We start from the raw sequence: 25854 nt of genomic DNA on the forward strand, positions 1-25854 counted from the left end.
GCGGTTCCTGATTTTTAAAACTTATTGTTCCGCGCCGACTTCCGAACCTTCCAGATTGAGGCCCAGTTTGTCGCCGCCAGTCGGTTCTTCCTCGTCGTCCAGTTCTTTCATTTCGATCTCCTGCTCGTCTTCGCCAAGGATTTTGACGTCCATGCCCAAGCTTTGCAGTTCTTTGATCAAAACCTTAAAGGCTTCCGGCACACCAGGTTCCGGTACGTTCTCGCCTTTAACGATAGATTCGTACGTCTTCACGCGGCCCACCACGTCATCGGACTTGACTGTCAGGATTTCCTGCAGCGTATAGGCCGCGCCGTAGGCTTCCAGTGCCCATACTTCCATTTCCCCGAAGCGCTGTCCGCCGAACTGGGCTTTACCGCCCAACGGCTGCTGCGTAACGAGCGAGTAAGGACCCGTGGAACGGGCGTGGATTTTGTCGTCGACCATGTGCGCCAGCTTGATCATATGCATAACGCCGACCGTAACTTCGCGTTCGAAACGCTCGCCGGTACGTCCGTCATACAAAATCGTTTTGCCGTTGCGCTGCATGCCGGCTTCTTCCATCGTATCGAATACGTCATACTCGTTCGCTCCGTCGAATACCGGAGTGGCTACGTGGATACCGAGACGCTGCGCCGCCATGCCCAGGTGGACTTCCAAGATCTGTCCAATGTTCATCCGCGAAGGTACGCCCAGCGGGTTCAGTACGATCTGAACCGGCGTGCCGTCCGGCAGGAACGGCATATCTTCTTCAGGCATGATGCGCGATACGACACCCTTGTTACCGTGACGTCCGGCCATCTTGTCGCCTTGGGAGATTTTCCGTTTCTGCGCGATATAAACACGTACGAGCTGGTTAACGCCCGGAGGCAGCTCATCTCCGTTTTCGCGGGTAAAGACTTTGACGTCCACGACAATGCCGTCCGTACCGTGAGGCACTCTCAGGGAAGTGTCGCGCACTTCGCGTGCTTTTTCACCGAAGATCGCATGCAGCAGGCGTTCTTCCGCCGTCAGCTCCGTCACGCCTTTCGGCGTTACTTTGCCTACGAGGATATCGCCGGCAGCGATTTCCGCGCCGATGCGGATAATGCCGCGATCGTCGAGGTTCTTCAGCGCTTCTTCGCCGACATTCGGGATGTCGCGCGTGATTTCTTCCGGTCCGAGCTTCGTATCGCGCGCATCGGATTCGTATTCTTCGATATGGATCGAAGTATATACGTCTTCCTTAACGAGCTTCTCGCTCAGCAGGATCGCATCCTCGTAGTTGTAACCTTCCCAAGTCATGAAGGCTACGACAACGTTGCGGCCCAGAGCCAATTCGCCCATTTCGGTCGAAGGGCCGTCCGCCAGGATGTCGCCTTTTTTCACGATGTCGCCCGCACGTACGATCGGACGTTGGTTGATGCACGTTCCTTGGTTGGAACGCATGAATTTGTGTAATTTATGAGTAACCAGGTCGCCTTTGACTTCCTGGCCGTCAACCATTTCGACGCGGCGCAGCGTGATTTCGCTGGCGGTCGAACGTTCGATGTAACCGTCATGCTTGGCTACGATACATACACCGGAGTCTTTGGCCGATTTGTGTTCCATGCCGGTGCCGACGAGCGGCGCTTTCGGAATCAGCAAAGGAACGGCCTGACGCTGCATGTTCGATCCCATCAGTGCGCGGTTGGAGTCATCGTTCTCGAGGAACGGAATGAGCGCCGTCGCGACGGATACGACCTGTTTCGGCGAAACGTCCATGTAGTCGACGCGATCGCTCGGCATCGGCAGGATATTGTCGGCCTGTTTGTTGTAACGAACGATAACCATATCGTCGGCGAAGGCATCATCTTCGGTCAGTTGGGCGTTTGCCTGTGCGACCACATAGTTGTCTTCTTCGTCTGCTGTCAGGTAATCGATATGTTCCGTTACTTTGTTGGTCTTCGGATCGACGCGGCGGTAAGGCGCTTCGATAAATCCGTACTCGTTGATCCGCGCGAACGTGGACAAGGAGTTGATCAGACCGATGTTCGGTCCTTCCGGAGTTTCGATCGGACACATCCGGCCGTAGTGACTGGCGTGAACGTCTCGAACTTCGAAACCGGCGCGTTCGCGTGTCAGACCGCCGGGTCCGAGTGCGGACAGACGGCGTTTGTGCGTCAGTTCAGCCAGAGGGTTCGTCTGGTCCATGAACTGGGAGAGCTGCGAACTGCCGAAGAATTCCTTGATCGATGCGATAACGGGACGAATGTTGATCAAAGCCTGCGGCGTGATCACGTTCGAATCCTGAATCGACATCCGTTCGCGTACGACGCGCTCCATGCGGGACAAACCGATACGGAACTGGTTCTGCAGCAGTTCGCCGACGGAACGCAGACGACGGTTGCCCAGATGGTCGATATCGTCGGTATCGCCGATACCGTGCAGCAGATCGATAAAGTAGCTGATCGATGCAATGATGTCGGCCGGGGTAATGTTTTTGACGCCTTTGTCGATCAAGCCGTTGGCGATGACTTTAACGACTTTTCCGTCTTCGATCGGAGAGAACACTTCGATCGATTGCATCGGAATATCGTTGGCGTCGAGAACGCCGCCCGCGACATGATAAGTTTTCACGCTGTGTTCGCCTTCCAGATACGGCAGAATTTCGTCAAGCAGACGACGGTCTACCATCTGTCCCGCTTCCGCGATGATTTCACCCGTTACGGTATCGATCAGCGTTTCGGCAAGTTTTTGGTTGAACAAGCGGTTTTTGATATGAAGCTTTTTGTTCATTTTATAGCGGCCTACGCTTGCCAGATCGTATCTCTTCGGATCGAAGAAACGCGCGATAAGCAGGCTTCTCGCGTTATCCAGCGTAGGCGGTTCGCCCGGACGCAGGCGTTCGTAGATCTCGATCAGCGCTTTCTCTGTCGAGTCCGTATTGTCTTTGTCGAGCGTATTGCGGATGTACTCGTCGTTGCCGAGCAGATCCAGGATTTCGGCATCGCTGCCAAAACCGAGTGCACGCAGCAGTACCGTTACCGGAATTTTGCGTGTGCGGTCGATCCGGACGTAGATGATGTCTTTGGCGTCCGTCTCGAGCTCGAGCCAAGCGCCGCGGTTCGGGATTACAGTCGCGCTGTATGTTTTCTTTCCGTTTTTGTCCACTTTATTATTGAAGTAGACGCTTGGAGAGCGAACCAACTGACTGACAATAACCCGTTCCGCACCGTTTATGATAAACGTACCGGTTTCGGTCATCAGCGGGAAGTCACCCATAAACACTTCCTGCTCTTTGACTTCGCCCGTTTCCTTGTTAATCAGGCGGACTTTCACACGAAGCGGCGCCGCGTACGTCACGTCACGCTCTTTGGCATCGTCCGTCGTGTATTTCGGTTCCCCGAGGCTGTAATCGATAAATTCCAGAATCAGATTTCCGGTGAAGTCCTGGATCGGCGAAATGTCATGAAACATTTCCCGAAGTCCTTCCTCAAGAAACCAACCGTAAGATTTCTGCTGAATCTCGATCAGATTCGGAACTTCGAGCACCTCATGAATTCGCGAATAACTCCGCCGAGTGCGTCGACCATATCGAACAAGATGTCCCGTCAACTATACTCACCCCTCAATGTCTACTCAACTTTAGGCACTTTTTGGATGAAAATGCCGAGTTTAAAAATTCCATTGCGGCCCACACTTTGAATCACGTATAATGAACTCAAAACGGGCACGCCCCTTACATGCAGAAAAGCCCTTATCGAGTTTATTCGAAAAAAGAGCGTCGCATGGCCGGATCAAATGAATCAATGCTGGATACTGAAACGTCGCTGCGTGTCTTTCACGCTGTCTTCAGAAATGTCCATATACGCACCTCGGCACATCAAAATAGTAAGCCCCAAACAAAACCGCGCTTCCTTTGCTGTTTTGCGGAGCCTCTCAACGTTTTAATATGCTAAAGCCACGTAGGGCATTCTATACTGACATTTTGTAACTATAACACGGTGTTCCGGGCAGGTCAATACCTTCTTCGTTTTTCCGCGAAAAATTTCAATTCCCCGCTCCGCTTCCTTTGGACGCTTTATAGATCCGGTACCCTTTGTCTTTCGTGATTTCCTCTACCCGTTCGAACATCGTTTCCAGCTTGGCTTTTGCCGATGCGGCACCCTGCTTTTTTTGAATGACGATCCACAACGAACCGTTTGCTTTCAAACAGGAAAAAGCCTGTTCGAACAGCCGGTGCACCGTTTCCTTGCCGGCTCGAATCGGAGGATTGCTGATGATGATATCGAAACGCTTTTCCGCCACTGCTTCCAGCAGATCGCTCTGCATCGCTTGGATCTGCAGCAGGCCGTTGGCCGCCGCATTCTCACGCGCAAGCTCTACGGCTCTCTCGTTGACATCCAGCATTACGACACTTGAGGCTCCCATGATTCCGGCGGCAATTCCGATCGGTCCGTAACCACATCCCACGTCCAAAACGCCCGCGCCTGCCGGGAACTCCAGCGCTTCGATCAGCACACGGCTTCCGTAGTCCAGGCCGTTTTTGGAAAACACTCCTGCGTCGGTAACGAGTCGAACTTTTCTGCCGCGCAGATCGACTTCGACCGTCTTGCGGTCATGTGCCGCAGAAGGACGGTTGGCGTAATAATGATCCGACAACTGTTTCCACCCCTTTGCCGTTGGTCCGAGGCTTAAATACGAGAACAGACCCCCGAAGCAGGATAACTTCGAGGGTCTGCCCTGTGTAATGCTAATTTGAAAAGAAATTACTTAACTTCTACGGAAGCGCCAGCTTCAGACAGTTTCGCTTGAACTGCTTCTGCTTCTTCTTTGGATACTTTTTCTTTGATTGCTTTTGGAGCGTTGTCTACAACTTCTTTTGCTTCTTTCAGGCCGAGACCTGTGATTTCGCGAACAACTTTGATAACGTTGATCTTCGAAGCGCCAGCGCCTGTCAGGATAACGTCGAATTCAGTTTGCTCAGCTTCTGCTGCTACTGCGCCGCCTGCTGCTGCTACTGGAGCTGCTGCAGTTACGCCGAATTCTTCTTCGATTGCTTTAACCAGGTCGTTCAGTTCCAATACAGTCATGCCTTTGATGGCTTCAAGGATTTGCTCGTTACTCATGATTGAACCTCCGTTAGGGTATGTGGGATCAGCCGGTTAAGGCTGTCGGTTTTGAATCTGGGTAAAAACGTCGAATATCCAAGCAAACCCGAATATTCGGTTCCTCCAATCGCTTCGGCACGCACGAACGTTTCAGACTTCGTCCGCTCCATTCGACCTCAAGATTCGCTTCGGCACGCCTATGCGATCTTTTCGGTACGCCTATGCGATTCTCGGAGCTTGTTACGCGGATTGCTGCTCGTCTTTGTCTGCAACGGCTTTGACTGCCAGCGCGAAGTTGCGCACTGGAGCTTGGAGCACGCTGAGGAGCATGGACAGCAAACCTTCGCGGGAAGGAAGGGAAGCCAGTGCTTTCAGTTCGTCGGCACCCACTACACGGCCTTCTACAACTCCGCCTTTAAGTTCCAGAGCTTCGTTCGCTTTTGCGAAGTCGTTCAGGATCTTGGCTGGAGTTACTACGTCTTCCGTTCCGAAAGCGATCGCCGTAGGTCCTGTAAGGACTGCGTCGAGCTCGCTCAGTTCGGCAGCTGCAGTCGCACGGCGAACCAGCGAGTTTTTGAGAACTTGGAACTCGATGCCCGCTTCGCGCAGCTGCTTACGCAGCTCGGTAACTTGAGAAACGTTCAGACCACGATAGTCGACAACGACGGTCGATACGCTTTCGCGCAGTTTTCCGGCGATTACGTCTACCGCTTCTTGTTTCGTTTGAATCACTTTTGCGTTAGCCAAATCGTACACCTCCTGTTGAATTCGAGTGAAACGCCGGACCGCCGCTGCGGACGAGCCGGCCGCTCCCACTTTTGCCACATTCAAGTCAAACTTAACGTGCGGCGCATGCAATAAGAAAAGCCTCCGCAGAAGTACGAAGGCTTGACTGAAATCAGCAGAGCTGACATTCTATCACACACCTCGGTAGGAAATTAAGCCCGAAAGCACCTACTGTCTACGGTAAGCATATTCAAATTTACCAGACCGTTACGAGTAACGGAATGAAACAGCTTCTACAATGTATCGAAAATGCCGACCGGAGTCAACACTTTTTTTATTTGTAAGAAGTTGTGTTAACGCGAACGCTCGGTCCCATCGTTGCGGACACGGCTACGCCTTTCAGGTAAACGCCCTTGGCAGCAGCAGGTTTAGCGCGGTTGAGCGCCTCCATCAGTGCTTTCAAGTTTTCGTTCAACTGATCCTCACTGAACGACGCTTTGCCGATCGGTGCATGGATTTGGCCCGCTTTGTCCAGACGGTATTCGATTTTACCGGCTTTGATTTCTTGCACAGCCTTGGTAACGTCGAAAGTAACTGTACCTGCTTTAGGGTTAGGCATGAGGCCTTTACCACCGAGCAGACGACCCAGTTTACCGACTTCGCTCATCATGTCAGGCGTTGCTACGCAGACGTCGAACTCGAACCAACCTTGTTGGATCTTGTTGATCATGTCCTGATCGCCTACGAAGTCAGCTCCGGCAGCTTCCGCTTCCTTTGCTTTTTCGCCTTTTGCAAATACCAGTACGCGCTGCGTTTTGCCTGTGCCGTGTGGCAGGACAACGACGCCGCGAACGGCTTGGTCTTGCTTACGTGGGTCTACGCCCAAACGCACTGCCGCTTCGACAGTTTCGTCGAATTTAGCTGTTGCCGTCTTTTTGACAAGACTCACAGCTTCGGCTGGTTCATAAACTGTTTCGCTGTCGAACAGCTTAGCAGCTTCTACGTATTTCTTACCGTGTTTAGCCATTGTGTATTCCTCCTTTGTGGTGTTAGCGGGTTACCCTCCCACATATGCCGCACTTCCTTGGGGCTCGGCTTTGGAACGATGCATCAAGAACTAGTCTTGAATCGTGATACCCATGCTGCGGGCAGTACCTTCGACCATACGCATAGCGGACTCTACGCTCGCTGCGTTAAGGTCAGGCATTTTTTGTTCGGCGATTTGACGAACAGTATCGCGGTTAACGGTAGCCACTTTCTTTTTGTTCGGTTCGCCCGAACCCTTCTCGATCTTCGCAGCGACACGCAGCAGAACTGCAGCCGGCGGAGTTTTCGTGATGAAAGTGAAAGAACGGTCTTCAAATACGGAGATCTCGACCGGAATGATCAGACCTGCTTGGTCAGCTGTGCGAGCATTGAATTCTTTACAGAATGCCATGATGTTCACACCTGCTTGGCCCAGTGCTGGACCTACCGGAGGCGCCGGGTTAGCTTTGCCTGCAGGAATTTGAAGTTTCACCATTTTAATGACTTTCTTTGCCATTGAGAAACACCTCCTTGCGCTTAGTTAAATCTTCTCGACTTGCGTGTAATCCAGCTCAAGCGGCGTTTCCCGCCCGAACATGTTGACGTGAACCTTGAGCTTGCTTTTCTCGAGCAGAATTTCTTCCACTGTTCCGACAAAGTTCGCAAAAGGACCAACTTTGATACGCACGGATTCCTTCAGATCGAATTCGATCTTCGGTTTCGGTTCGGACATGCCCATGTGCTTCAGAATTTGTTCTACCTCTTCCGGAAGCAGGGCTGTCGGCTTGGAACCGGAACCCGTCGAACCTACAAATCCCGTGACACCCGGCGTGTTGCGGACAACATACCACGAGTCATCGGTCTGGATCATTTCCACCAAGACATATCCCGGATAGACCTTACGCATGACGGTTTTTTTCTTGCCGTCTTTGTCGACCACTTCTTCTTCCATAGGAACAAGAACCCGGAAAATCTTGTCTTCCATGCCCATCGATTCTACGCGTTTTTCCAAATTGGCTTTGACTTTGTTCTCATACCCGGAATAGGTATGAACGACGTACCATCTTTTTTCCATATCAAGCCACCTACAGGCCCTTCCTTAAATTATCGCTTCAATCGCATAGGAGAGTCCGATGTCGATTACCCAAAAGAATACAGCCATCACAACAATCGTTCCCAAAACAACAAGCGTGTAATTGGTCAGTTCTTTGCGATTGGGCCAGCGAACCTTTTTAAGTTCAGCCCAGCTTTCGGAGAAAAAGGAAAACATAGACTTGAAGCTTTTTTTCACGCCCATGACACCTCCAACAGACTATCTGGTTTCGCGATGAGGAGTTTGCGAGTTGCAGTACTTGCAATACTTCTTCATCTCCATGCGGTCAGGGTGATTACGTTTGTTTTTCATCGTTGTATAATTGCGCTGTTTGCACTCCGTGCACGCCAACGTGATAATAACCCGCATAGATTTACACCTCCCGAAGATATCCTTCAATCAAGAAGAACTCGTATTGAGCCTAAAATCATGATTTTAGGCCTACCTAAAACACTTTAGCATAGCTGGTATTGGCTGTCAACGAAAAGCTTGAAGGGGTTTCGTTCTTCTTTTCCGCAAAAAAAGACTCCGCTCACGGAGTCTTTGCGTTCCGCCCGTTTGGCGGGCAGTCCTGTTGTTTATGTAGATCCCTGCCTGTTCCCGTCACATCTGATCCCGAACTTCCAAATACCGTTCCAGTTTCCGCTTCACCCGCTGCAGCGCATTGTCGATCGATTTCACGTGTCTGCGCAGGTCGACGGCGATTTCCTGGTACGAACGCCCGTCCAGGTACAGCATCAGAACCTGGCGTTCAAGCTCGCTCAAGATCTCCGACATCTTGTTCTCAAGACCGGTAAACTCTTCGCGATTGATAACCAGTTCTTCCGGATCGCATACCTGGGACACGCAAATGACGTCAAGCAGCGTACGGTCCGAATCTTCTTCATAAATCGGTTTGTCGAGAGAAACGTAAGAATTCAGCGGAATATGCTTCTGCCGAGTCGCCGTCTTGATCGCCGTAATGATCTGACGCGTAATGCAGATCTCGGCGAAAGCCTTGAACGAAGCGAGTCTGTCCCCGCGGAAATCGCGTATGGCCTTGTACAGACCGATCATGCCTTCTTGGATGATATCTTCGCGGTCGGCTCCGATCAGGAAATAAGATCTGGCCTTCGCGCGCACGAAATTCCGGTACTTGTGGATCAGATACTCCAGTGCCTCACTATCTCCGGCACGAACCGCTTCCACGACTTCTTCATCGCATTGGAAATCGTAAGATGAAACTGTGACGTCTTTGAGATCTACACTCACCAGCAATCCCTCCGGCCGCGGCGCAAGTTTCGAGCCTGTCTTAAAAGTTAGCCTCAGTATATATTATGTCACCTTACACCGTCAACCGCAGAACGACCAAAAGAGGGGCCCTGTGCCGGATAATTCCTTTTTGTACACGGAGTTGTAAAAAAACGCTTACTTTTGCGGCGCGCAGCGCTTCGTTCACTGCCGCCGCCAGCGCTCGAACAACCTCAGCTGCTCGGGGGTAAGCTTGCCGTCGATCGTATTGCGGCTTTCTTTTTGAGCCTGTTCCGCGATTCTTTTCCCGATTTCTTTCTCGCTCTGTTCGACTTCGACCAGAAGTTCCAAGGCGGGGACCCGTAGCGCGCCCTGCGCAAAAGCGACGCTCTGCTCGACAAAATCGCTCGTAGCCACATAAACGTCGCGCCGCTTTCTGCGGAACTGCCCGGCAAAACGCTCCACCGCTTCGTCCGCCGTTTCCTTTTCCCGCGTGAAGTAAATCTCGACCCGGCTCTGCTCAAGCGACCTGCCTTTGCCCGGCACCCGGTAAGCATCGAACACCACAATGACCCTTCGCCCCGTGTAAGCCTGATAATCGGCCAAACGTTCGAGCAGGCGGTCGCGGGCCTCGTTCATGTCGATTTGCGACAGCGGAGCCAGGTCGGGCCAGGCTCCGATCATGTTGTAGCCGTCCACCAGAAGTACGTCCCGCAAATCGGCCATGGTTCACGCTACTTTCTGCCGCCGCGCTGGCGCAGCACTTCGTACATGACGACGCCTGCGGCAACGGAAGCGTTCAGCGAATTGATGCGTCCCTGCATCGGAAGTTTGATGAGCACATCGCATTTCTCTCGGACGAGCCGCCCCATGCCTTCCCCTTCGTTGCCGATCACGATCGCAAGCGGTCCTTTGAACACGTCCGTCTCGTAGATCTCGCCTTCGGCCCGCACGTCGGTACCGGCGATCCACACACCGGCTTCTTTGAGCTTTTCCATCGTCTGGACAAGATTCGTCACCCGTGCGACCGGCACGTATTCCGCCGCGCCCGCACTCGTTTTCGAGACGGTTGCGTTAACCTGCGCCGAACGGCGCTTCGGAATAATGACGCCGTGTACGCCCGTGCAGTCGGCCGTACGCAGAATCGAGCCCAGGTTGTGGGGATCTTCGATCTCGTCCAGGATAAGCAGAAACGGGTCTTCGCCTTTGGCTGCCGCAGCCGCGAGCAGGTCTTCGACCTCCGCGTAGACGTAAGGAGCGGCCTGGGCGACAACCCCCTGATGCTGGATTCCCGGCACAAGCGTGTCGAGTTTGCGTTTGTCGGCTGTTTGTACGATGATTCCGCGCGATTTGGCTTCCGTCAGGATCGGCTGCATCTGCTTTTGCTGCGTTCCCTCCGCGATCCAGATCTTGTTGATACTGCGGCCGGCTTTAAGCGCCTCGACGACCGAGTGCTTGCCGGCAATCAATTCTTCTTCCATATGGGTTGTTCCTTTCCGCCGGCGGCGTTCGGCCGCCGCTTGGTTGGTTTTGTGTTCATTTCCGTTCGGGCGGTTCCGCCGAAGAAAGTGAATCCGGCTTATCCGTGGATCCGGCCGAGCTTGCTTCTTCGCCGAGTTCGATGCCCAGACGGATCAGTTGCTGCAGACGGCCCGTGCGGCCGCTGTAATACAGGTATCCGGCGAGGCTTTCAAGCGCTGTCGCATGCCGGTATTCAAGCGCGTCGGCGTTTTTGGGAATAGATCCCGACTTGGCATTGCGGCCGCGCCGGACGATATCCGCTTCCTCTTCCGTCAGTTCTCCTTCGATTCGAAACAGCATCCGCGCCTGCGCGCCGGCCGAGACGAGCTTGGTCGCTTCGCGGTGAAGATGGTGCGGACGCAGATTCGCATGACCGATCAGATACTGCCGAATCGCCACTTCAAATACGGCATCGCCGATATAAGCGAGTACGATCGGAGGCAGCAGCCCCGGCGTCCTCGAAGGAGGGAAATCGAACAGCATTCCGCCCGGCTGCCCGGCGTTCCAATTCGTTTCCGGCGTTCCGCCCGTCTCTTCCGTCTTATCGTGTCCGGTCATTTTATTTTCTCCGCCATCTCATGCCCTGCGGCGTATCTTCCAAGGCAATGCCCCGCTCGGCCAGCAGGTCGCGGATTTCGTCGGAACGAGTCCAATTCTTCGCTTTGCGGGCTTCGGTGCGCTCGGCGATCAGCTGCTCGACTTCTTCGTCCAGCAGTCCGGTTCCCGGCTCGGCCGCAATACGCAGTACGCCGTTCATCTTCGCAAAGACTTCGAGCAGCGCTTCCAGATCGGCTTGATAAGCGATATCTTCCCGCAGTACGCGGTTTGCTTCGTTTACCCATTCGAACATGGAAGTCACCGCGTCCGGCGTATTGAAGTCATCGTCCATCTTCGCGTAAAAATCGTTCAATACGGCATCAAGCTTCGTCCGCAGCGCATCCGTCACCCTTCGGCTGCCGGCCGTTGCCGCTCCCAGACGATGATGGATGGCGCCGACGGCATTTTCGATCCGTTCGACGCTGTTCAGGGCCTGATCCATGTTGTCTTGGCTGAAGTTGAGCGGGTTCCGGTAATGCGTGGACAAGACGAAGTACCGGAGAGCTTCTTTTTTGTAGCGGCTGCGCAGATCCTGCACCGTAATGCCGTTGCCGAGCGACTTGGACATTTTTTCATTATCGATATTGACGTAGCCGTTGTGCATCCAGTAGTTGGACAGCGGGTGGCCGGTCAGGCATTCGGATTGGGCAATCTCGCATTCATGGTGCGGGAATTGAAGATCCTGGCCGCCTCCGTGGATATCGAGCGTGTCGCCGAGATAACGACGGGCCATCGCGGAGCATTCGATATGCCAGCCCGGACGCCCTTCTCCCCACGGACTTTCCCAGGAGATTTCGCCCGGCTTTACGCCTTTCCAGAGCACGAAGTCTTCCTGGTTTTCTTTGCGCGCGTCGACTTCGATCCGGATGCCGAACTGCAGCTGTTCCAGGTTCTGACGCGACAGTTTGCCGTATTCTTCGAAACTCGAGGTACGGAAATACACATCGCCGCCGCTCGGGTAGGCATGGCCCGTGTCGACCAATTCGCCGATAAAAGCGATGATATCGTCCATATTCTCCGTTACACGGGGATTCAGGGTCGCTTTTTCGACGCCGAGTCCTTCGAGATCTTCGTAATACGCCGCGATAAACTTCTCCGCTACTTCGGGAACCGTCGTATTCAAGGCTTCGGCTTTGCGGATCAGCTTGTCGTCCACATCGGTGAAGTTAACCACGTAATTGACGGCGTATCCCCGATCTTCCAAATAAGCGCGTACCACGTCGAAAAAAATCACCGGCCGGGCGTTTCCGATATGGATATAGTCGTATACGGTCGGACCGCACACGTACATATTCACTTTGCCTTGCTCCACCGGCACGAATTTTTCTTTTTCTCTCGTCATCGTATTATAAATTTGCAGGGTCATTTGTCCACTTTCCTCTCTCGTTCTCGTTGCTTACTGCTGGCTGTCTCCGCGGCCTGCCGCACGGGGCGGCTCTACATACGACGCATCCCGGCGGACCTCTCTGAGCTCCTGCTGCAGCTGCGCCACCTGGCGGCGCAGCTCGCAGAGCGCATCGTGCGAAGGATCGGGCATCTGATGGCTGAGCCTGTCGACCTTGCGGCCGTGCTGGCGTACGATCTGACCGGGTATCCCCACCACCGTGCTGTTCGTCGGCACTTCCTTGAGCACGACGGAGTTCGAACCGATATTGCTCTGATCGCCGACGGTGATGGAACCGAGCACTTTCGCACCCGAGCCGATGACGACGTTATTGCCTATGGTCGGATGCCTTTTTCCTTTTTCTTTCCCTGTTCCTCCGAGCGTGACCCCCTGATAGATGACCACATCGTCGCCGATCTCGCAGGTCTCACCGATTACGATGCCCATCCCGTGGTCGATAAACAGCCGGCGTCCGATTGTCGCACCCGGATGAATCTCGATTCCCGTGAAAAAGCGGCCGGTCTGCGATACGATTCTCGCCAAAGTGAAACGCCGCCACTTGTACAGCTTGTGCGCGATCCGGTGAGCCCAAATCGCATGCAATCCCGAATAGGTAAAAACGACTTCAAACATACTTCTCGCCGCCGGATCGTTGTCGAATACCGCACGGATATCGGACTTGACCGATTTGAACATCACGCTTCCTCGCTTCCATTGCCCAAAATAAAAACGCCCCGGCAGCATTATGCTGCAGAGGCGTTAGACCGCGGTTCCACTCTGCTTGGACAACCTTCAATCGGCGTCCATCTCGTTCAAAGCCCGTAACGGGGACCGGCCGGCGGACTCTAGACCCCGACCTCCCTCGAGAGGGCCGGGCTTCGAATCCGCAGCTCCCAGGCGCATTTCCGTCTGCCGAACCCGGACGGCTCCCAGCCTGCAAACGGATGCCGACCCGGCATCCGTTCGCGGCCGTCCTCTCTGGGGGATTCGGCGTACGACGTACTTCTCCTGTTCTTCGCTATAGAAATATTCGATTAAAGACGTAGTTGGATAGATGTTGTTTAGCCATTATAAACGAATCGGCGCGGTCTGACAATCCGAATCGTGCGGGGTTCAAACCGTCTGCGCCTTCAAGCGTCCGATCACCCGTTCTTTGCCGAGCAGGTAGATCGTCCGGTTCAGGTCGCGCCCGTGCATTTGCCCGGTCAGCGCGACGCGGATCGGCATGAACAGCTGCTTGCCCTTGATGCCGTTCTCCTTCTGCACTTCCTTGATCAGCGCGGCCATGCGTTCCGGCGAGAACTCGTCCGAAGCTTCGACTTTGGCCAGGAAAGCGGACAGCGCAACCGGCGCCTTCTCGTCGGCCAGCACTTCGCGTTCTTCATCGCCGAATTCCACTTCGTCGCGGAAGAACATTTCGGACAGCGCCACGATATCGGAAGCGGCGTTCATCTGCTCGCGATACAGCTCCACGAGCCGTTCCGCCCAGTCCCTACGGTCGGCATCGAGCGTATCCGGCAGCAGGCCCGCTTTTTGCAAGTGGGGAATCGCCAGGTCGGCAATCCGCTTTGCATCGGCGTTTTTGATGTAATGGTTGTCGATGTGCGCCAGTTTGTTCGGATCGAACACCGCAGGGCTTTTGGACAACCGTTTGGCATCAAAAATCGAAATCAGTTCTTCGCGCGTAAAGATTTCTTCTTCGCCTTCCGGAGACCAGCCGAGCAGCGCAATGAAGTTGAACAGCGCTTCCGGCAGATAACCCAGTTCTTCATACTGCGAAATGAACTGGATGATCGACTCGTTGCGTTTGCTGAGCTTCTTGTGGTCGTCGCCCACGATCAGCGTCATATGGCCGAAGCGCGGCGGCTCGAAGCCCAGCGCTTCGTAGATCATAAGCTGGCGAGGAGTGTTGGAGATATGGTCTTCGCCGCGCAGCACGTGGCTGATCTTCATGAGATGGTCGTCGAGCACAACGGCGAAGTTGTACGTCGGGATGCCGTCCCGCTTCACGATAACGAAATCGCCCGTGTCTTCGGTAGTAAAGGAAATCTCGCCTTTGACCATATCGTCGAACGTGTACGTCTTGTTCTCCGGCACGCGGAAACGCACGCTTGGCACGCGGCCTTCCGCCGCAAAAGCTTCGCGCTGCTCCGGCGTCAGATCGCGGTGCTTGCCGGAATAACGAGGGGTTTGCCCGGCCGCCATCTGTTCTTCGCGCTCTTTTTCCAACTCGTCTTCGGTGCAGTAGCACAAATAGGCCAAACCTTTATCGAGCAGCTCCTGCCAGTATTTCTTGTAAATGTCGAGGCGCTCCGTCTGGCGGTAAGGTCCGTACTCTCCGCCGACGTCGATACTTTCGTCCCAGTCGATCCCGAGCCATTTCATGTAGTTGAGCTGGCTTTCTTCGCCGCCCGCCACATTGCGTTTGACGTCCGTATCTTCGATCCGCACGATGAACTTGCCGCCTTGGCTGCGCGCGAACAAATAGTTGAACAGTGCCGTTCTGGCATTGCCGATATGCAGATGGCCCGTAGGGCTCGGTGCATAGCGTACACGTATTTCCTGACTCATGATTGTGTGCCTCCCGTATCGTTTCTAAAATTCTTTCAAGATGATAGCATACCCTTCGTCAAGCAGACAATGGCCTGTGCCGCGATGCCTTCGCCCCGTCCGGTGAAACCGAGCCATTCGGTGGTCGTCGCTTTTACATTGACCTGCGATTCCTCCGCACCCAACGCACCCGCGATTACGGTAACCATCTGCGGGATATAAGGCGCCATCTTCGGCTGCTGCGCAATGATTGTCGCATCCACATTGCCGAGCACGTACCCGCGTTCTTCCGCCATTTTCCAGACGTGCTGCAGCAGCTTCAGACTGTCGGCGTCTTTGAACTCCGGATCGGTATCGGGAAAATGACGGCCGATATCGCCCAGCGCAAGCGCCCCCAAAACCGCATCGCTGATCGTGTGCAGCAGCACGTCGGCGTCGGAATGCCCGAGCAGGCCTTTTTCATGCGGAATGGTCACGCCTCCGATGATGCAGGGTCTTCCCTCCACCAGCTGATGCACGTCGTATCCTTGTCCTACTCTGATCATCATGTTCTCTCCTTCGGCTTCGCCCGAAGCAAAAACTCCGCGTAATCCAGATCTTCGGGCGTCGTAATCTTGATATTCGTATAATCCCCACGGGCGACGGTTACCCGGATTCCCTGACGCTCGACCAGCATCGAATCGTCGGTCCCGAGAAATCCTTCGGCCGCTGCGCGCTCATGCGCGCGCAGCAGCTCTTCCGTGCGGAACCCCTGCGGAGTCTGAATCGCCCACAGCAGACTGCGGTCGGGCGTATCGACGATCAGGCCGCCGTTTCCGACAGTCTTGATCGTATCTTTGACCGGGACGGCCAGCACAGCCGCTCCACTGCGCCGCATCTCGTCGTAGCAGGCTTCGATGTCCGGCTCCCGGACAAACGGCCGTACGCCGTCGTGGACCATGACCCAGGGGCAGGAAACCGCCTTAAGCCCTTCATGGACAGATTGCTGGCGCTCCTTCCCTCCGGCCACTACCGTTTTCACAAGCGGACAGTCCGCCTCCTCGATATAACGGCGGCAGCGCTCGACATCGGCTTCCCCGGTAACCACAATGATTTCGGCAGTCGCGCCGAAACGTCCAAACGCCTCGATCGCCCGAAGAAACAGCGGACGTCCATCCAGCTCGAGGAACTGTTTGCTTTCTTTGGTACCCATACGAGAGCCGCGTCCGGCCGCAACCACGATTACGCTCAAGTTTCGCTCCATTCGTCTACACCCGCCTTTATACCCGTTTCGCTATTCCCGCGTCTCTTTAGTATACCCTCGGCAGACATTGAAAACTACAATCGCTCTTGAAAACTTGCCGGCACACAGATCAAAAAAGCGCCTTCCCGCGGGAAGACGCCTCTTTTTACGCCGCGGCCGTTAAACCTAAACCTGGCGTTCGATAAACACCTGATCCTGCAGACGGCGCAGCCCTTCCTTGATCGTACGGGCGCGAGCTCCTCCGATGCCGTCCACTTCATCCAGTTCTTCCAGTTCCGCCCGCATTACATCCGCCAATTTGCCGAAGTGTTCGGTCAAATTATGCACAATGACATTGGGCAGACGCGGAATCTTGCTCAATACGCGGTAACCGCGCGGAATCAGCATCTCGTCGCTGACCGACAGCGAAGCGGAGTAGCCGAGCAGCCGCACAATATGCGCCGTATCCAGCAGTTCATCGTCGGTCGAACGGCGAAGCGACGCCAGAATCTCTTTGGCTTTTTCGTCGCCGGGCTGGGCCGTGTAGTCTTTGAGCAGCAGCAGAACTTCGCGTTCGGTATTGCCGACCAGCTCTTCCATCTGCATGGAAATCAGGCGGCCTTCATTACCGAGCTCGCTGACATAACGTTGGATTTCCGTCTTGATGCGCAGCACCATTTCGACGCGGCGAATGACGCCGACCACTTCCGCCAGCGTAACCAGTTCCTCGAACTCCGAAGCGGTCAGATTGGTCAGTGCCTGGGTCAATACGGCTTTGTACCGCTCCAGCGTCTGGATCGCCTGGTTGGCTTTGGTGAGAATGACGCCGATCTCTTTGAGCGTATAACGCAAATTGCCGAGATACAGCGTGATGATATTGCGGCGCTGCGAGATGGATACGACCAGCTTACCCGTCTGCTTGGCTACGCGTTCTGCTGTCCGGTGGCGGATTCCCGTCTCCGACGACGATATGGCGGAGTCCGGAATCAGCTGCGTGTTGGCATACAGGATACGTTTGAGGTCTTCGCTCAAAATTATCGCCCCGTCCATCTTCGCCAGCTCGTACAAATAGTTCGGCGAAAAATCGCAGTTGATGGAGAATCCTCCGTCGACGACTTCCATCACTTCGGGACTGTAACCGACGACGAGCAGAGCACCGGTCTTGGCGCGCAGCACATTCTCAAGCCCGTCCCGGAAAGGAGCTCCCGGCGCGACGAGTTTGAGCAGTTCGTTCATTTTTGCGGATTCCGATTCTTTCATTGCCTGCCTCCCCTTGCGTCAACTCCCGGTTAACGCCCTACTCTAGCGCCGCTTTGAGCGCCTGTGAAACGGTCTCGACACCAATCAGTTCGATCCCTTTCGGATGCTTCCAACCTTTTAAACTCTTTGTGGGCATAATGACCCGTTTAAAACCGAGTTTCAGCGCTTCCTTGACGCGCTGTTCCGCCCGCGATACCGCCCGAACTTCGCCGGTGAGCCCGATCTCGCCGAACACGACGTCATAGGGGCGCGTCGGCTTGTCTTGAACGCTCGACGCGAGACAGACCGCTACGGCCAGGTCAACCGCCGGTTCGTCCAGTCGTACGCCGCCCGCCACATTGACGTAAGCGTCCTGCGTCTGCATGTACAAGCCCATGCGTTTTTCCAATACGGCAATGATCAGGTTCAAGCGATTGTAATCGATGCCGGTCCCCATTCGACGGGGCGAAGGGAAATGCGTCGTGGCCACCAGCGCCTGCAGTTCGACCAATACCGGCCTTGTCCCTTCCATACTGGCGACGACGGTCGTGCCGGACACGCCCATGGCCCGCTCGGACAGGAACAGTTCCGACGGGTTCGTGACTTCGTCGAGCCCTTCTTCGCGCATTTCGAAAATGCCCATTTCGTTCGTCGAACCGAAACGGTTTTTGACCGCACGCAAAATCCGGTAGGTATGATGGCGTTCTCCTTCAAAATACAGGACGCAGTCCACCATATGTTCCAGCATGCGCGGTCCGGCGATCGCGCCTTCTTTGGTCACGTGGCCGACGAGCACGGTGGCGATGCCGCCGTTCTTGGCGATCCGCATAAAGCGGGCCGTACACTCCCGCACCTGCGAGACGCTGCCCGGCGCGCTCGTCACATCCGGCTGGTACACCGTCTGAATGGAATCGATCACAAGAAAATCCGGAGCAATCTGTTCGATCGCAAGCTCCACCTGCTCCATATTGCTTTCGCACAGCACGTACAGCTGGGGCGACAAAGCGCCCAACCGCTCCGCACGAAGTTTGGTCTGCTTGACCGATTCTTCCCCGGAAATATACAGCACTTTCAGGCCCGAAGCGGCCAGCGAATGCGACGTCTGCAGCAGCAGCGTCGATTTGCCGATCCCGGGGTCCCCGCCGACCAGAATCAGCGAACCCGGCACCATGCCTCCGCCGAGCACCCGGTTCAATTCCCCGATCTTCGTATCTACCCGCGGTTCCTGTCCGCCTTCGATATCGACAATGGATTGGGGTTTTTGCGTTCCCTGCAGCAGGGAAGAATTCATGCCGCCCATTCCCTGGGTTTTCACATTGCTGACCGTTTCCTCCACCATGGAGTTCCACGATTGGCAGCCGGGGCATTTTCCGTACCATTTGGTCGACTCGTAGCCGCACTCGGTGCAATAAAACTTGGTTTTCGTCTTGGCCATGGGTCTCCTCTCTCACCGGCTCTCCGGCAGTCCGAAACCGTCCGTTCGCCTCCGGCAAATACGGAAAGCTCTTCCTTAAAAGTTTATCATTTATTGCGGTTAAAAGTAAGGGTCATTCCATCCGCAAAACGGCGGGTCAAGCGAAAAAAGCCGGACCGGCGGAAACGAAATTCCGCGGCCCGGCTAGGGGCGGCCGGCAGACCGGAAAAGCGCGAAGCATTGCCCGGCCCGGGCCTTCTATACAGTTTGGGTGTTGTTTATTCCGGCTTTTCGATCGATACCGCCGGCTCTTCGGCTTTATCGACAGACAGAGCCCCGTCTTTCTCGTCGATCAGCAGGTAATCGCCTTTAGCCACCGTTCCGGTCAGCAGTTCTTCGGACAAACGGTCCTCGATATGCTTTTGGATCGCCCGGCGCAGCGGACGGGCACCGTAAGCCGGATCATAACCTTCCTTCGCCAGGAAAGCTTTGGCTTCGTCCGTGAGCTTGAAGTTCACGCCATACTCGTTGAGACGTTTACGCAGCTCTTCCGACATCAAAGTTACGATTTCGGCGATATGCTTCTCGTCGAGCGAATGGAAGACGATCGTTTCGTCGATCCGGTTCAGGAACTCGGGACGGAAACTTTTCTTGAGTTCTTCCATGACTTTGCCTTTCATGCTCTTATATTCCGCTCCGCTGTCGACCGCGGCCGTGAAGCCGAGCGTCGAGTTGCGGCGAATCGCATCCGCGCCGACATTGGACGTCAGAATGATCAGCGTATTCCGGAAATCGACCACGCGGCCTTTGGAATCGGTCAAGCGTCCGTCTTCCAGCACCTGCAGCAGAATGTTGAATACTTCCGGATGCGCTTTTTCGATCTCGTCCAGCAGCACTACAGAGTAAGGCTTGCGGCGGACTTTCTCGGTGAGCTGACCGCCTTCTTCATAACCGACGTATCCCGGAGGCGCTCCGACCAGACGCGAAGTCGAATGCTTCTCCATATACTCGGACATATCGATCCGGATGACCGCGTTCTCGTCGCCGAACATCGATTCGGCCAGCGCGCGGGCCAGCTCCGTTTTACCTACGCCCGTAGGACCGAGGAAAATGAAGGAGCCCATCGGACGCTTCGGATCTTTGAGCCCCGCACGCGCGCGGCGAATGGCTCGGCTGACGGCGACAACCGCTTCTTCCTGACCGATTACGCGTTCATGCAGCAGGTTTTCCATGTTCAGCAGACGGTCGGTCTCTTCTTCTTTGAGCTTGTTGACCGGAATGCCCGTCCAGCTTCCGACCACGTCCGCAATATCTTCGGGCGTCACTTCGGAATCGGTACGTCCTTGTTTCTCTTTCCACTGGTTGCGCGTCATTTCCAGCTCTTCGCGAATCTTCTGCTCGGTATCGCGCAGGGCGGCCGCTTTTTCGAATTCCTGGCTTTGAACCGCCGAGTCTTTTTCTTTGCGGATATCGTCCAGACGATTCTCCAGCTGCTTCAGGTTTGGCGGTACCGTATACGAATTCAGGCGGACTTTGGAACCCGCTTCGTCGATTAGATCGATCGCTTTGTCCGGCAGGAAACGGTCCGTGATATAACGGTCCGACAGCTTGACGGCCTGTTCGATCGCTTCGTCCGTAATCTTCACCCGGTGATGCGCTTCGTAGCGGTCGCGCAGACCGTGCAGGATCTGAATGGCTTCGTCCACGGAAGGCGGTTCTACCTTGATCGGCTGGAACCGGCGCTCAAGCGCGGCATCCTTCTCGATATATTTGCGGTATTCGTCCAGGGTTGTCGCTCCGATGCACTGCAGTTCTCCGCGTGCCAGCGACGGCTTGAGGATGTTGGACGCATCGATTGCGCCTTCCGCCCCGCCCGCGCCGATCAGCGTATGCAGCTCGTCGATAAACAGAATGACATTGCCTGCCTGGCGAATCTCGTCCATGATTTTTTTGAGACGGTCTTCGAATTCGCCGCGGTATTTGGTACCTGCCACGACCGAACCCATATCGAGCGTCATGACGCGCTTTTCGCGCAGCGTTTCCGGAATTTCGTTGTTGATGATCTTCTGTGCGAGGCCTTCGGCGATCGCCGTCTTGCCGACGCCGGGTTCGCCGATCAGAACCGGATTGTTTTTGGTCCGGCGGCTGAGCACCTGAATCACGCGTTCGATCTCTTTGCTGCGGCCGATAACCGGATCGATGTTGCCGTCTTTGGCGTAAGCCGTCAAGTCGCGCGCCAGGCTGTCCAGCGTTGGCGTGCTGACGTTGGCAGGCGTTCCGTGATGGCTCGAAACGGCTTCGCTGCTGCCCAGCAGCTGAAGAACCTGCTGGCGGGCCTTGTTCAGGCTGATCCCGAGGTTGTTCAGTACGCGAGCCGCCACACCTTCGCCTTCGCGAATCAGGCCAAGCAGGATATGCTCGGTCCCCACGTAGGTATGCCCGAGTTTACGCGCTTCGTCCATCGAGAGTTCGATGACCTTTTTGGCGCGCGGGGTATAGGCGATATTCGTCGGTTGTTCTTGGCCCCGTCCGATGAGCGTCTCGACCTCGTTTTGGATCTGTTCCAGACCCAGGCCAAGTCCGATCAACGCTTTGGCTGCGATGCCTTCGCCTTCGCGAATCAAACCCAGCAGGATATGCTCGGTTCCGATATTGTTATGTCCGAGTCTCACCGCTTCTTCTTGAGCAAGAGCGAGAACTTTTTGCGCGCGTTCCGTAAATCTGCCAAACATCATATGCAAAGCACCTCCACAAAGTAGTAACCTTACGACCGGACCTGCATCCGGCCGCCGAACGGGGTGTTATTCCTTGTTTTTAACCAGCCTGTCCCGGATCAACTGCGCCCGGTACATGTCTTTCTCTGCTGTATTCATTGTAGCACCGAACGTTTTCTGAAGGAAATTCGGCTGGGTCAAAATCGTAAGTTCATTCAGCAGCGTAGTCGTCAGCTTGTCGATCCATCCCAGGTCGACCCCCAGCCGCAAATCGGACAGCCGTTGGGCCGCCTCTTTGCCGTCGATGATCGCCGCATGGGTCAGAATCCCGTACGAACGCATTACGCGGTCATAGAGGCGAATCTTCGATTCGGCGACAAGCTTGCTGCGTGCCTGACGTTCATATTCGATAATCTGGGCCGCGATTCCTTCCAGGTTGTCCACAATCTCGTTCTCGCTTTGACCCAGCGTAATCTGATTGGAGATTTGGAACAGGTTCCCCTGGGCTTCACTGCCTTCTCCATAGATGCCCCGTACGGTAAGTCCCACCTGGGAAATGGCATTCAGAACCCGTCCGATCTGGTGTGTCATCACGAGGGCGGGCAGATGAATCATGACCGAAGCCCGCAGTCCCGTACCCACGTTGGTCGGACAGCTGGTCAAATAGCCGCGCCGGTCGTCGAAAGCATAATCGATATGGGCTTCCAGCGCATCGTCTACCCGCGTAGCCCTTTCCCAGGCCCGCTTGACTTGGAAGCCGGAGTAAAGGCACTGGATCCGGATATGGTCTTCTTCGTTCACCATGATACTGAGCGATTCGTCCTCGCTTAGGACGACCGCCGCTTCCTGCGATTCGTTGGCAAGCGTCGGGCTTACCAAATGCTTTTCTACCAGCACCTGCCGTTCGATTTCGTTTAATTCGTCGAGCCGGATCGGATACAGCAGTCCCAGCTCCTCCGAAGCCTGCCCGGCCGCTTCCACGACCCGGTTGCGAACCTGCTCGGCCTGCTCTTCATTGGCGACAAGCGGAAACGGGAATGTTCTGAGGTTGCGCGCAATTCTCACCCGGCTGCTGATGACAATATCGGACTCGTCTCCGTCCGCTTTCATCCAACTGCTGAGCGCATGTTCCGTAAAAGAAAAATCCGACATGACCCGTAACCTCCCTTAACGCTGCGACCGCTGCAGCTCGAGTTCGCGAATGCGGTCCCTCAGCTGAGCAGCCGTTTCGAATTCCTGTTTCTCGATACGTTCCTGCAGTTCCTGCTTGAGCGTATCGATCTCGCGCTGCACCTGCAGATCGGCACCTCCGCGTTTGGGCACTTTGCCGACATGTACGGTTCCGCCGTGGACACGCTTGAGCAGCGGATCGATCTTGTCGTCAAAATGTTTGTAGCAGGAACTGCAGCCGAACCGTCCGATCTTGCGGAACTGCGCATAGGTCATCCCGCATTCGTCGCAACGAAGCTGTTGGGGCTGGGCGGCATTTCCCGACTGCGACTTGCCTGCGATATCGAAGTCGAGAAATCCGGACAGCAGATTGTGAATCGAAAATCCGCCCGATGTCCCCGGAATCATCTCGCCCTTTTCTCTCGCACAGTGCTCGCAAATATGGAATTCATTTTTTTCACCGTTGATAATTTTCGTAAAATGCAGGGTTGCGGGTCTCTGCTGGCATTCCTGACAAAGCACTCGCTCACCTCCTTCACAAAATAAACGCCGCGAATCCAAAAAGAATAAGGCTTACCCTTGTTGTCCCATCAGCGCAATCAGCATCGCCTTCATAATCCGTGCACGCATTTCGTCCCGGTAGGGAAGTTTGAGCAGCAGCGTGTTGCGCAGAACAGCCGACCGCATGAGCGCCGCTTCCCGTCCGGTAATCAGATCCGCATCCACCAACCGGTAGATCAGCCCTTCGGCCGCCGACTGGCTCATTTCGCTTCCGATTGTTTCATGAACGTGGGCATGCAGCTCGGAATGTGTCGGAAGCTCTATGCGCTGGATCCGGATATACCCTCCGCCTCCGCGCTTGCTTTCGACCAAATATCCTTTTTCCAAAGTAAAGCGCGTACTGATCACGTAATTGATTTGAGACGGTACGCAGGAGAACCGGTCGGCCAGATCGTTTCTCTGAATCTCGATCATGCTTCCCGGACTTTCCTGCAGAACCGTTTTTAAATAATGTTCGATGACATCGGAAATATTGCGCATCGATCCACCCTCCATTATCTGCCTGAGCCGCTGTACGGATGTGGAACCTACTCTTAAAATAACCCTTCCGCAAAAAGGAAGAAACGTCTGGTTTTTTCAGGCACTTGGCTTGTTGGGCAAACTTGTTCAACGTGCGAGGCACCATTCGTGTGCGGCATGTCGCAGGGCATCAAAATAAATGTAAGCAGTTGACTTTGACTTTCTTTGACTTTTTATCTATTATACCATATATTTTTTTGTTGCCAAGAGCTCTCTTTAAAAGAGCACAGCAAAAGACCGCGGCTGCCCGCGGTCGACAAGTCCAATCAAAACCCTCTGTTGCCTTCGGCGTGAATCCGGCCTTTTTTAAACGTGGTGGCCGACGCTCCCGGATTGTTGACTTCATTGGAGGTGAAATAAATATTGCCGATCTCTCCGTCTCCCCAGATCCCAATCCCGGCATTGACCGAGTCGGAAATGACGTTCCCCGTAAACCGCACCTCATCGATCCTGCCCTGGTCGGCAAAAACAAGAATGTTCGGATGATCGTCGGTCAGACGGGTCCCTGCTTTTACAATGGTATTCGTATTGACGATCACATTCTTAACGTCGCGTGTATTCCAGTTCTCCTCAACGGCGATATAAATCCCGGCCATTTCGGTATTGCTGATCTTGTTGTTCTCGATGGTCACTCCGCTGCCGCCGACCACCGAAATTCCGCGAGCTTTGGAAGAATACCCTACCGAATTGCCGCGTATCACGATATCGCTTGCCGGCTCCGGATCTTTGTGATAGCTGACGACTGCGATCGCATCGTCTCCGGTTTGTTTAACCGTATTGTTCTCGACCGTAATCCGTTTGCTTCCATCCGTCAAATGGATGCCGTCGGCTTTGGTGTTTTTGATTACATTCCCCGAAATGACACCGTCGGTTGATCCATCGCGCACCAAAATACCGGCTGTGCTCGCCCCTACCACCCTCATGTTACGAATGGAAAAGTTGGAAGCGCCCAGTACGGTAACGCTGTTTTTGGAGTCGGCTCCGTCGCGGGAACTCGTGCTTTTATAAATATGCGTCACATTTTCCAAAGCCGGACTTTTTCCTTTTAGATTAATCGATCCGTTTAACGGATCCGTGGATGTCAAGATACTGCGCTGCGCTCCGGCGCCGATAATCCGCACCCCGGTAACCTGAAGCTTGGCGCTCAGCAGGAAGTTGCCCGGAGGCACGTAAAGCACTTTCTTTTGGTTGCGTGCCGCTTTGATCGCTTTGTTAAAAGCCGCCAACGAATCCGTTTTGCCGTTCCCTACCGCTCCATATGCCGTTACCGATATGGAATTGGCAGGCTTCGGGCTATGTACCGAAGAAGCCGTCCTTTCTTTGGCGAATGCCTGGTCGATTGTCCCGGCACCTCCGCCTATTCCCTGCAAAAAGATCGCTCCGGCTGTTCCCCATACCAACAAAGGCAGCCAGGGCCTCTGCTTTTCTTTGGTTCCTTTGTCTTTCATCTTTCTCCTCCATTCCCAAACTTACTCTTTTTTATGGTTATATAAAACGTATTCGAAGCGCCCTAAACAAATTGGGGATAAATTGTGGGTAAATAGATAAAAACCAAGACGGCTTACGGTTTAGGCTTTGAAGATAGAAAGGGGAATTAAATTAAACGTGGAGAATATGTGGATAGAATTGCGATAAATGGTTATAAAGAAAGTTTCGAAGACCTTTGCCTCAGAATAATGTGGATTGTTTGTGGAGAACTCAGAGCATTTCCGGAAAAGAACACAACAAAAAAGCCTTTACCGCGATCACGGTAAAGGCTTTTTCTTTTCGGCTTGGCAGCTTCCTACTCTCCCGGGACCCTGCGGTCCAAGTACCATCG

The 25854-nt window shown here is 54.5% G+C and carries 25 protein-coding genes and 1 other annotated feature; all 25 genes read right to left on the reverse strand.

Annotated elements, in window-relative coordinates; translation table 11 throughout:
* Positions 1-21: 21 nt before the first annotated feature.
* Positions 22-3573: a DNA-directed RNA polymerase subunit beta gene (gene rpoB / locus HOP44_RS21960; RefSeq protein WP_172257403.1), complete on the reverse strand. Its 3552-nt coding sequence runs from the start codon at positions 3571-3573 to the stop codon at positions 22-24.
* Between the two features lie 435 nt (positions 3574-4008).
* A complete protein-coding gene (locus HOP44_RS21965) occupies positions 4009-4620 on the reverse strand; it encodes a class I SAM-dependent methyltransferase (RefSeq protein WP_172257405.1) in 612 nt (203 codons plus the stop codon).
* A gap of 107 nt (positions 4621-4727) precedes the next feature.
* Complete coding sequence (gene rplL / locus HOP44_RS21970) at positions 4728-5087, reverse strand: 50S ribosomal protein L7/L12 (protein ID WP_172257407.1); 360 nt, start codon at positions 5085-5087, stop codon at positions 4728-4730.
* A 222-nt stretch (positions 5088-5309) separates the two neighbouring features.
* Positions 5310-5816 (reverse strand): 50S ribosomal protein L10, encoded by a 507-nt coding sequence (rplJ, locus tag HOP44_RS21975; protein ID WP_172257409.1) that lies wholly within the window; start codon positions 5814-5816, stop codon positions 5310-5312.
* Between the two features lie 103 nt (positions 5817-5919).
* Positions 5920-6054, reverse strand: a sequence feature (ribosomal protein L10 leader region).
* A gap of 75 nt (positions 6055-6129) precedes the next feature.
* Entirely contained in the window at positions 6130-6822 is a 693-nt protein-coding gene (rplA, locus tag HOP44_RS21980) for a 50S ribosomal protein L1 (RefSeq protein ID WP_172199097.1), read from the reverse strand.
* Between the two features lie 90 nt (positions 6823-6912).
* Positions 6913-7338: a 50S ribosomal protein L11 gene (gene rplK, locus HOP44_RS21985; RefSeq protein ID WP_018978381.1), complete on the reverse strand. Its 426-nt coding sequence runs from the start codon at positions 7336-7338 to the stop codon at positions 6913-6915.
* A gap of 24 nt (positions 7339-7362) precedes the next feature.
* Positions 7363-7896 carry a transcription termination/antitermination protein NusG gene (gene nusG, locus HOP44_RS21990; protein ID WP_037291613.1) on the reverse strand — a complete coding sequence of 178 codons (534 nt, stop codon included), beginning with the start codon at positions 7894-7896 and terminating at the stop codon, positions 7363-7365.
* Between the two features lie 24 nt (positions 7897-7920).
* A complete protein-coding gene (gene secE / locus HOP44_RS21995; RefSeq protein ID WP_026293958.1) occupies positions 7921-8112 on the reverse strand; it encodes a preprotein translocase subunit SecE in 192 nt (63 codons plus the stop codon).
* Between the two features lie 21 nt (positions 8113-8133).
* A complete protein-coding gene (gene rpmG / locus HOP44_RS22000) occupies positions 8134-8283 on the reverse strand; it encodes a 50S ribosomal protein L33 (protein WP_083923737.1) in 150 nt (49 codons plus the stop codon).
* A gap of 234 nt (positions 8284-8517) precedes the next feature.
* The gene (gene sigH / locus HOP44_RS22005) at positions 8518-9165 is read right to left on the reverse strand and encodes an RNA polymerase sporulation sigma factor SigH (RefSeq protein WP_172199095.1); all 648 of its coding nucleotides are present in this window, start codon (positions 9163-9165) and stop codon (positions 8518-8520) included.
* A 183-nt stretch (positions 9166-9348) separates the two neighbouring features.
* Positions 9349-9870 (reverse strand): NYN domain-containing protein, encoded by a 522-nt coding sequence (locus HOP44_RS22010; RefSeq protein ID WP_172257411.1) that lies wholly within the window; start codon positions 9868-9870, stop codon positions 9349-9351.
* Positions 9871-9878: 8 nt separating this feature from the next.
* A complete protein-coding gene (gene rlmB / locus HOP44_RS22015) occupies positions 9879-10625 on the reverse strand; it encodes a 23S rRNA (guanosine(2251)-2'-O)-methyltransferase RlmB (RefSeq protein ID WP_172257413.1) in 747 nt (248 codons plus the stop codon).
* 55 nt (positions 10626-10680) lie between these two features.
* The gene (locus tag HOP44_RS22020; protein ID WP_172257431.1) at positions 10681-11148 is read right to left on the reverse strand and encodes a Mini-ribonuclease 3; all 468 of its coding nucleotides are present in this window, start codon (positions 11146-11148) and stop codon (positions 10681-10683) included.
* Between the two features lie 76 nt (positions 11149-11224).
* Positions 11225-12628, reverse strand: a complete 1404-nt coding sequence (gene cysS / locus HOP44_RS22025) for a cysteine--tRNA ligase (RefSeq protein WP_172257415.1) — start codon at positions 12626-12628, stop codon at positions 11225-11227.
* Between the two features lie 30 nt (positions 12629-12658).
* The gene (gene cysE / locus HOP44_RS22030) at positions 12659-13342 is read right to left on the reverse strand and encodes a serine O-acetyltransferase (protein WP_172257433.1); all 684 of its coding nucleotides are present in this window, start codon (positions 13340-13342) and stop codon (positions 12659-12661) included.
* 417 nt (positions 13343-13759) lie between these two features.
* On the reverse strand, positions 13760-15217 hold the full coding sequence (gltX, locus tag HOP44_RS22035; RefSeq protein WP_172257417.1) for a glutamate--tRNA ligase: 1458 nt from the start codon (positions 15215-15217) through the stop codon (positions 13760-13762).
* A gap of 35 nt (positions 15218-15252) precedes the next feature.
* On the reverse strand, positions 15253-15741 hold the full coding sequence (ispF, locus tag HOP44_RS22040) for a 2-C-methyl-D-erythritol 2,4-cyclodiphosphate synthase (RefSeq protein WP_172257435.1): 489 nt from the start codon (positions 15739-15741) through the stop codon (positions 15253-15255).
* The gene (gene ispD / locus HOP44_RS22045) at positions 15741-16439 is read right to left on the reverse strand and encodes a 2-C-methyl-D-erythritol 4-phosphate cytidylyltransferase (RefSeq protein ID WP_172257419.1); all 699 of its coding nucleotides are present in this window, start codon (positions 16437-16439) and stop codon (positions 15741-15743) included. The genes ispF and ispD overlap by 1 nt, the downstream gene beginning before the upstream one ends.
* A gap of 165 nt (positions 16440-16604) precedes the next feature.
* Positions 16605-17678 (reverse strand): DNA integrity scanning diadenylate cyclase DisA, encoded by a 1074-nt coding sequence (gene disA / locus HOP44_RS22050; protein ID WP_172257421.1) that lies wholly within the window; start codon positions 17676-17678, stop codon positions 16605-16607.
* A 37-nt stretch (positions 17679-17715) separates the two neighbouring features.
* Positions 17716-19092, reverse strand: a complete 1377-nt coding sequence (radA, locus tag HOP44_RS22055; protein WP_172257423.1) for a DNA repair protein RadA — start codon at positions 19090-19092, stop codon at positions 17716-17718.
* 257 nt (positions 19093-19349) lie between these two features.
* A complete protein-coding gene (gene clpC / locus HOP44_RS22060; protein ID WP_172257425.1) occupies positions 19350-21806 on the reverse strand; it encodes an ATP-dependent protease ATP-binding subunit ClpC in 2457 nt (818 codons plus the stop codon).
* 66 nt (positions 21807-21872) lie between these two features.
* Positions 21873-22937, reverse strand: coding sequence for a protein arginine kinase (mcsB, locus tag HOP44_RS22065; protein ID WP_172257427.1), 1065 nt, complete (start codon positions 22935-22937; stop codon positions 21873-21875).
* Between the two features lie 15 nt (positions 22938-22952).
* Complete coding sequence (gene mcsA, locus HOP44_RS22070) at positions 22953-23477, reverse strand: protein-arginine kinase activator protein McsA (RefSeq protein WP_172199063.1); 525 nt, start codon at positions 23475-23477, stop codon at positions 22953-22955.
* Positions 23478-23528: 51 nt separating this feature from the next.
* On the reverse strand, positions 23529-23996 hold the full coding sequence (locus HOP44_RS22075) for a CtsR family transcriptional regulator (protein WP_172199060.1): 468 nt from the start codon (positions 23994-23996) through the stop codon (positions 23529-23531).
* Positions 23997-24301: 305 nt separating this feature from the next.
* Positions 24302-25483, reverse strand: coding sequence for a glycosyl hydrolase family 28-related protein (locus HOP44_RS22080; RefSeq protein ID WP_172257429.1), 1182 nt, complete (start codon positions 25481-25483; stop codon positions 24302-24304).
* Positions 25484-25854: the final 371 nt, after the last annotated feature.

Origin of the sequence: Saccharibacillus deserti (assembly GCF_013618475.1) — a bacterium.
GTDB lineage: Bacteria > Bacillota > Bacilli > Paenibacillales > Paenibacillaceae > Saccharibacillus > Saccharibacillus deserti.

Bases quoted from the DNA above. Each gene is read 5' to 3' on its own strand.
- rplL (WP_172257407.1), bottom strand. From the start codon at position 5,087: ATGAGTAACGAGCAAATCCTTGAAGCCATCAAAGGCATGACTGTATTG.
- rplA (WP_172199097.1), bottom strand. From the start codon at position 6,822: ATGGCTAAACACGGTAAGAAATACGTAGAAGCTGCTAAGCTGTTCGAC.
- rplK (WP_018978381.1), bottom strand. From the start codon at position 7,338: ATGGCAAAGAAAGTCATTAAAATGGTGAAACTTCAAATTCCTGCAGGC.
- nusG (WP_037291613.1), bottom strand. From the start codon at position 7,896: ATGGAAAAAAGATGGTACGTCGTTCATACCTATTCCGGGTATGAGAAC.
- rpmG (WP_083923737.1), bottom strand. From the start codon at position 8,283: ATGCGGGTTATTATCACGTTGGCGTGCACGGAGTGCAAACAGCGCAAT.
- HOP44_RS22010 (WP_172257411.1), bottom strand. From the start codon at position 9,870: ATGGCCGATTTGCGGGACGTACTTCTGGTGGACGGCTACAACATGATC.
- rlmB (WP_172257413.1), bottom strand. From the start codon at position 10,625: ATGGAAGAAGAATTGATTGCCGGCAAGCACTCGGTCGTCGAGGCGCTT.
- HOP44_RS22020 (WP_172257431.1), bottom strand. From the start codon at position 11,148: ATGCTGTTCGATTTCCCTCCTTCGAGGACGCCGGGGCTGCTGCCTCCG.
- cysS (WP_172257415.1), bottom strand. From the start codon at position 12,628: ATGACCCTGCAAATTTATAATACGATGACGAGAGAAAAAGAAAAATTC.
- cysE (WP_172257433.1), bottom strand. From the start codon at position 13,342: ATGTTCAAATCGGTCAAGTCCGATATCCGTGCGGTATTCGACAACGAT.
- gltX (WP_172257417.1), bottom strand. From the start codon at position 15,217: ATGAGTCAGGAAATACGTGTACGCTATGCACCGAGCCCTACGGGCCAT.
- ispF (WP_172257435.1), bottom strand. From the start codon at position 15,741: ATGATCAGAGTAGGACAAGGATACGACGTGCATCAGCTGGTGGAGGGA.
- ispD (WP_172257419.1), bottom strand. From the start codon at position 16,439: ATGGAGCGAAACTTGAGCGTAATCGTGGTTGCGGCCGGACGCGGCTCT.
- disA (WP_172257421.1), bottom strand. From the start codon at position 17,678: ATGAAAGAATCGGAATCCGCAAAAATGAACGAACTGCTCAAACTCGTC.
- radA (WP_172257423.1), bottom strand. From the start codon at position 19,092: ATGGCCAAGACGAAAACCAAGTTTTATTGCACCGAGTGCGGCTACGAG.
- clpC (WP_172257425.1), bottom strand. From the start codon at position 21,806: ATGATGTTTGGCAGATTTACGGAACGCGCGCAAAAAGTTCTCGCTCTT.
- mcsB (WP_172257427.1), bottom strand. From the start codon at position 22,937: ATGTCGGATTTTTCTTTTACGGAACATGCGCTCAGCAGTTGGATGAAA.
- HOP44_RS22075 (WP_172199060.1), bottom strand. From the start codon at position 23,996: ATGCGCAATATTTCCGATGTCATCGAACATTATTTAAAAACGGTTCTG.
- HOP44_RS22080 (WP_172257429.1), bottom strand. From the start codon at position 25,483: ATGAAAGACAAAGGAACCAAAGAAAAGCAGAGGCCCTGGCTGCCTTTG.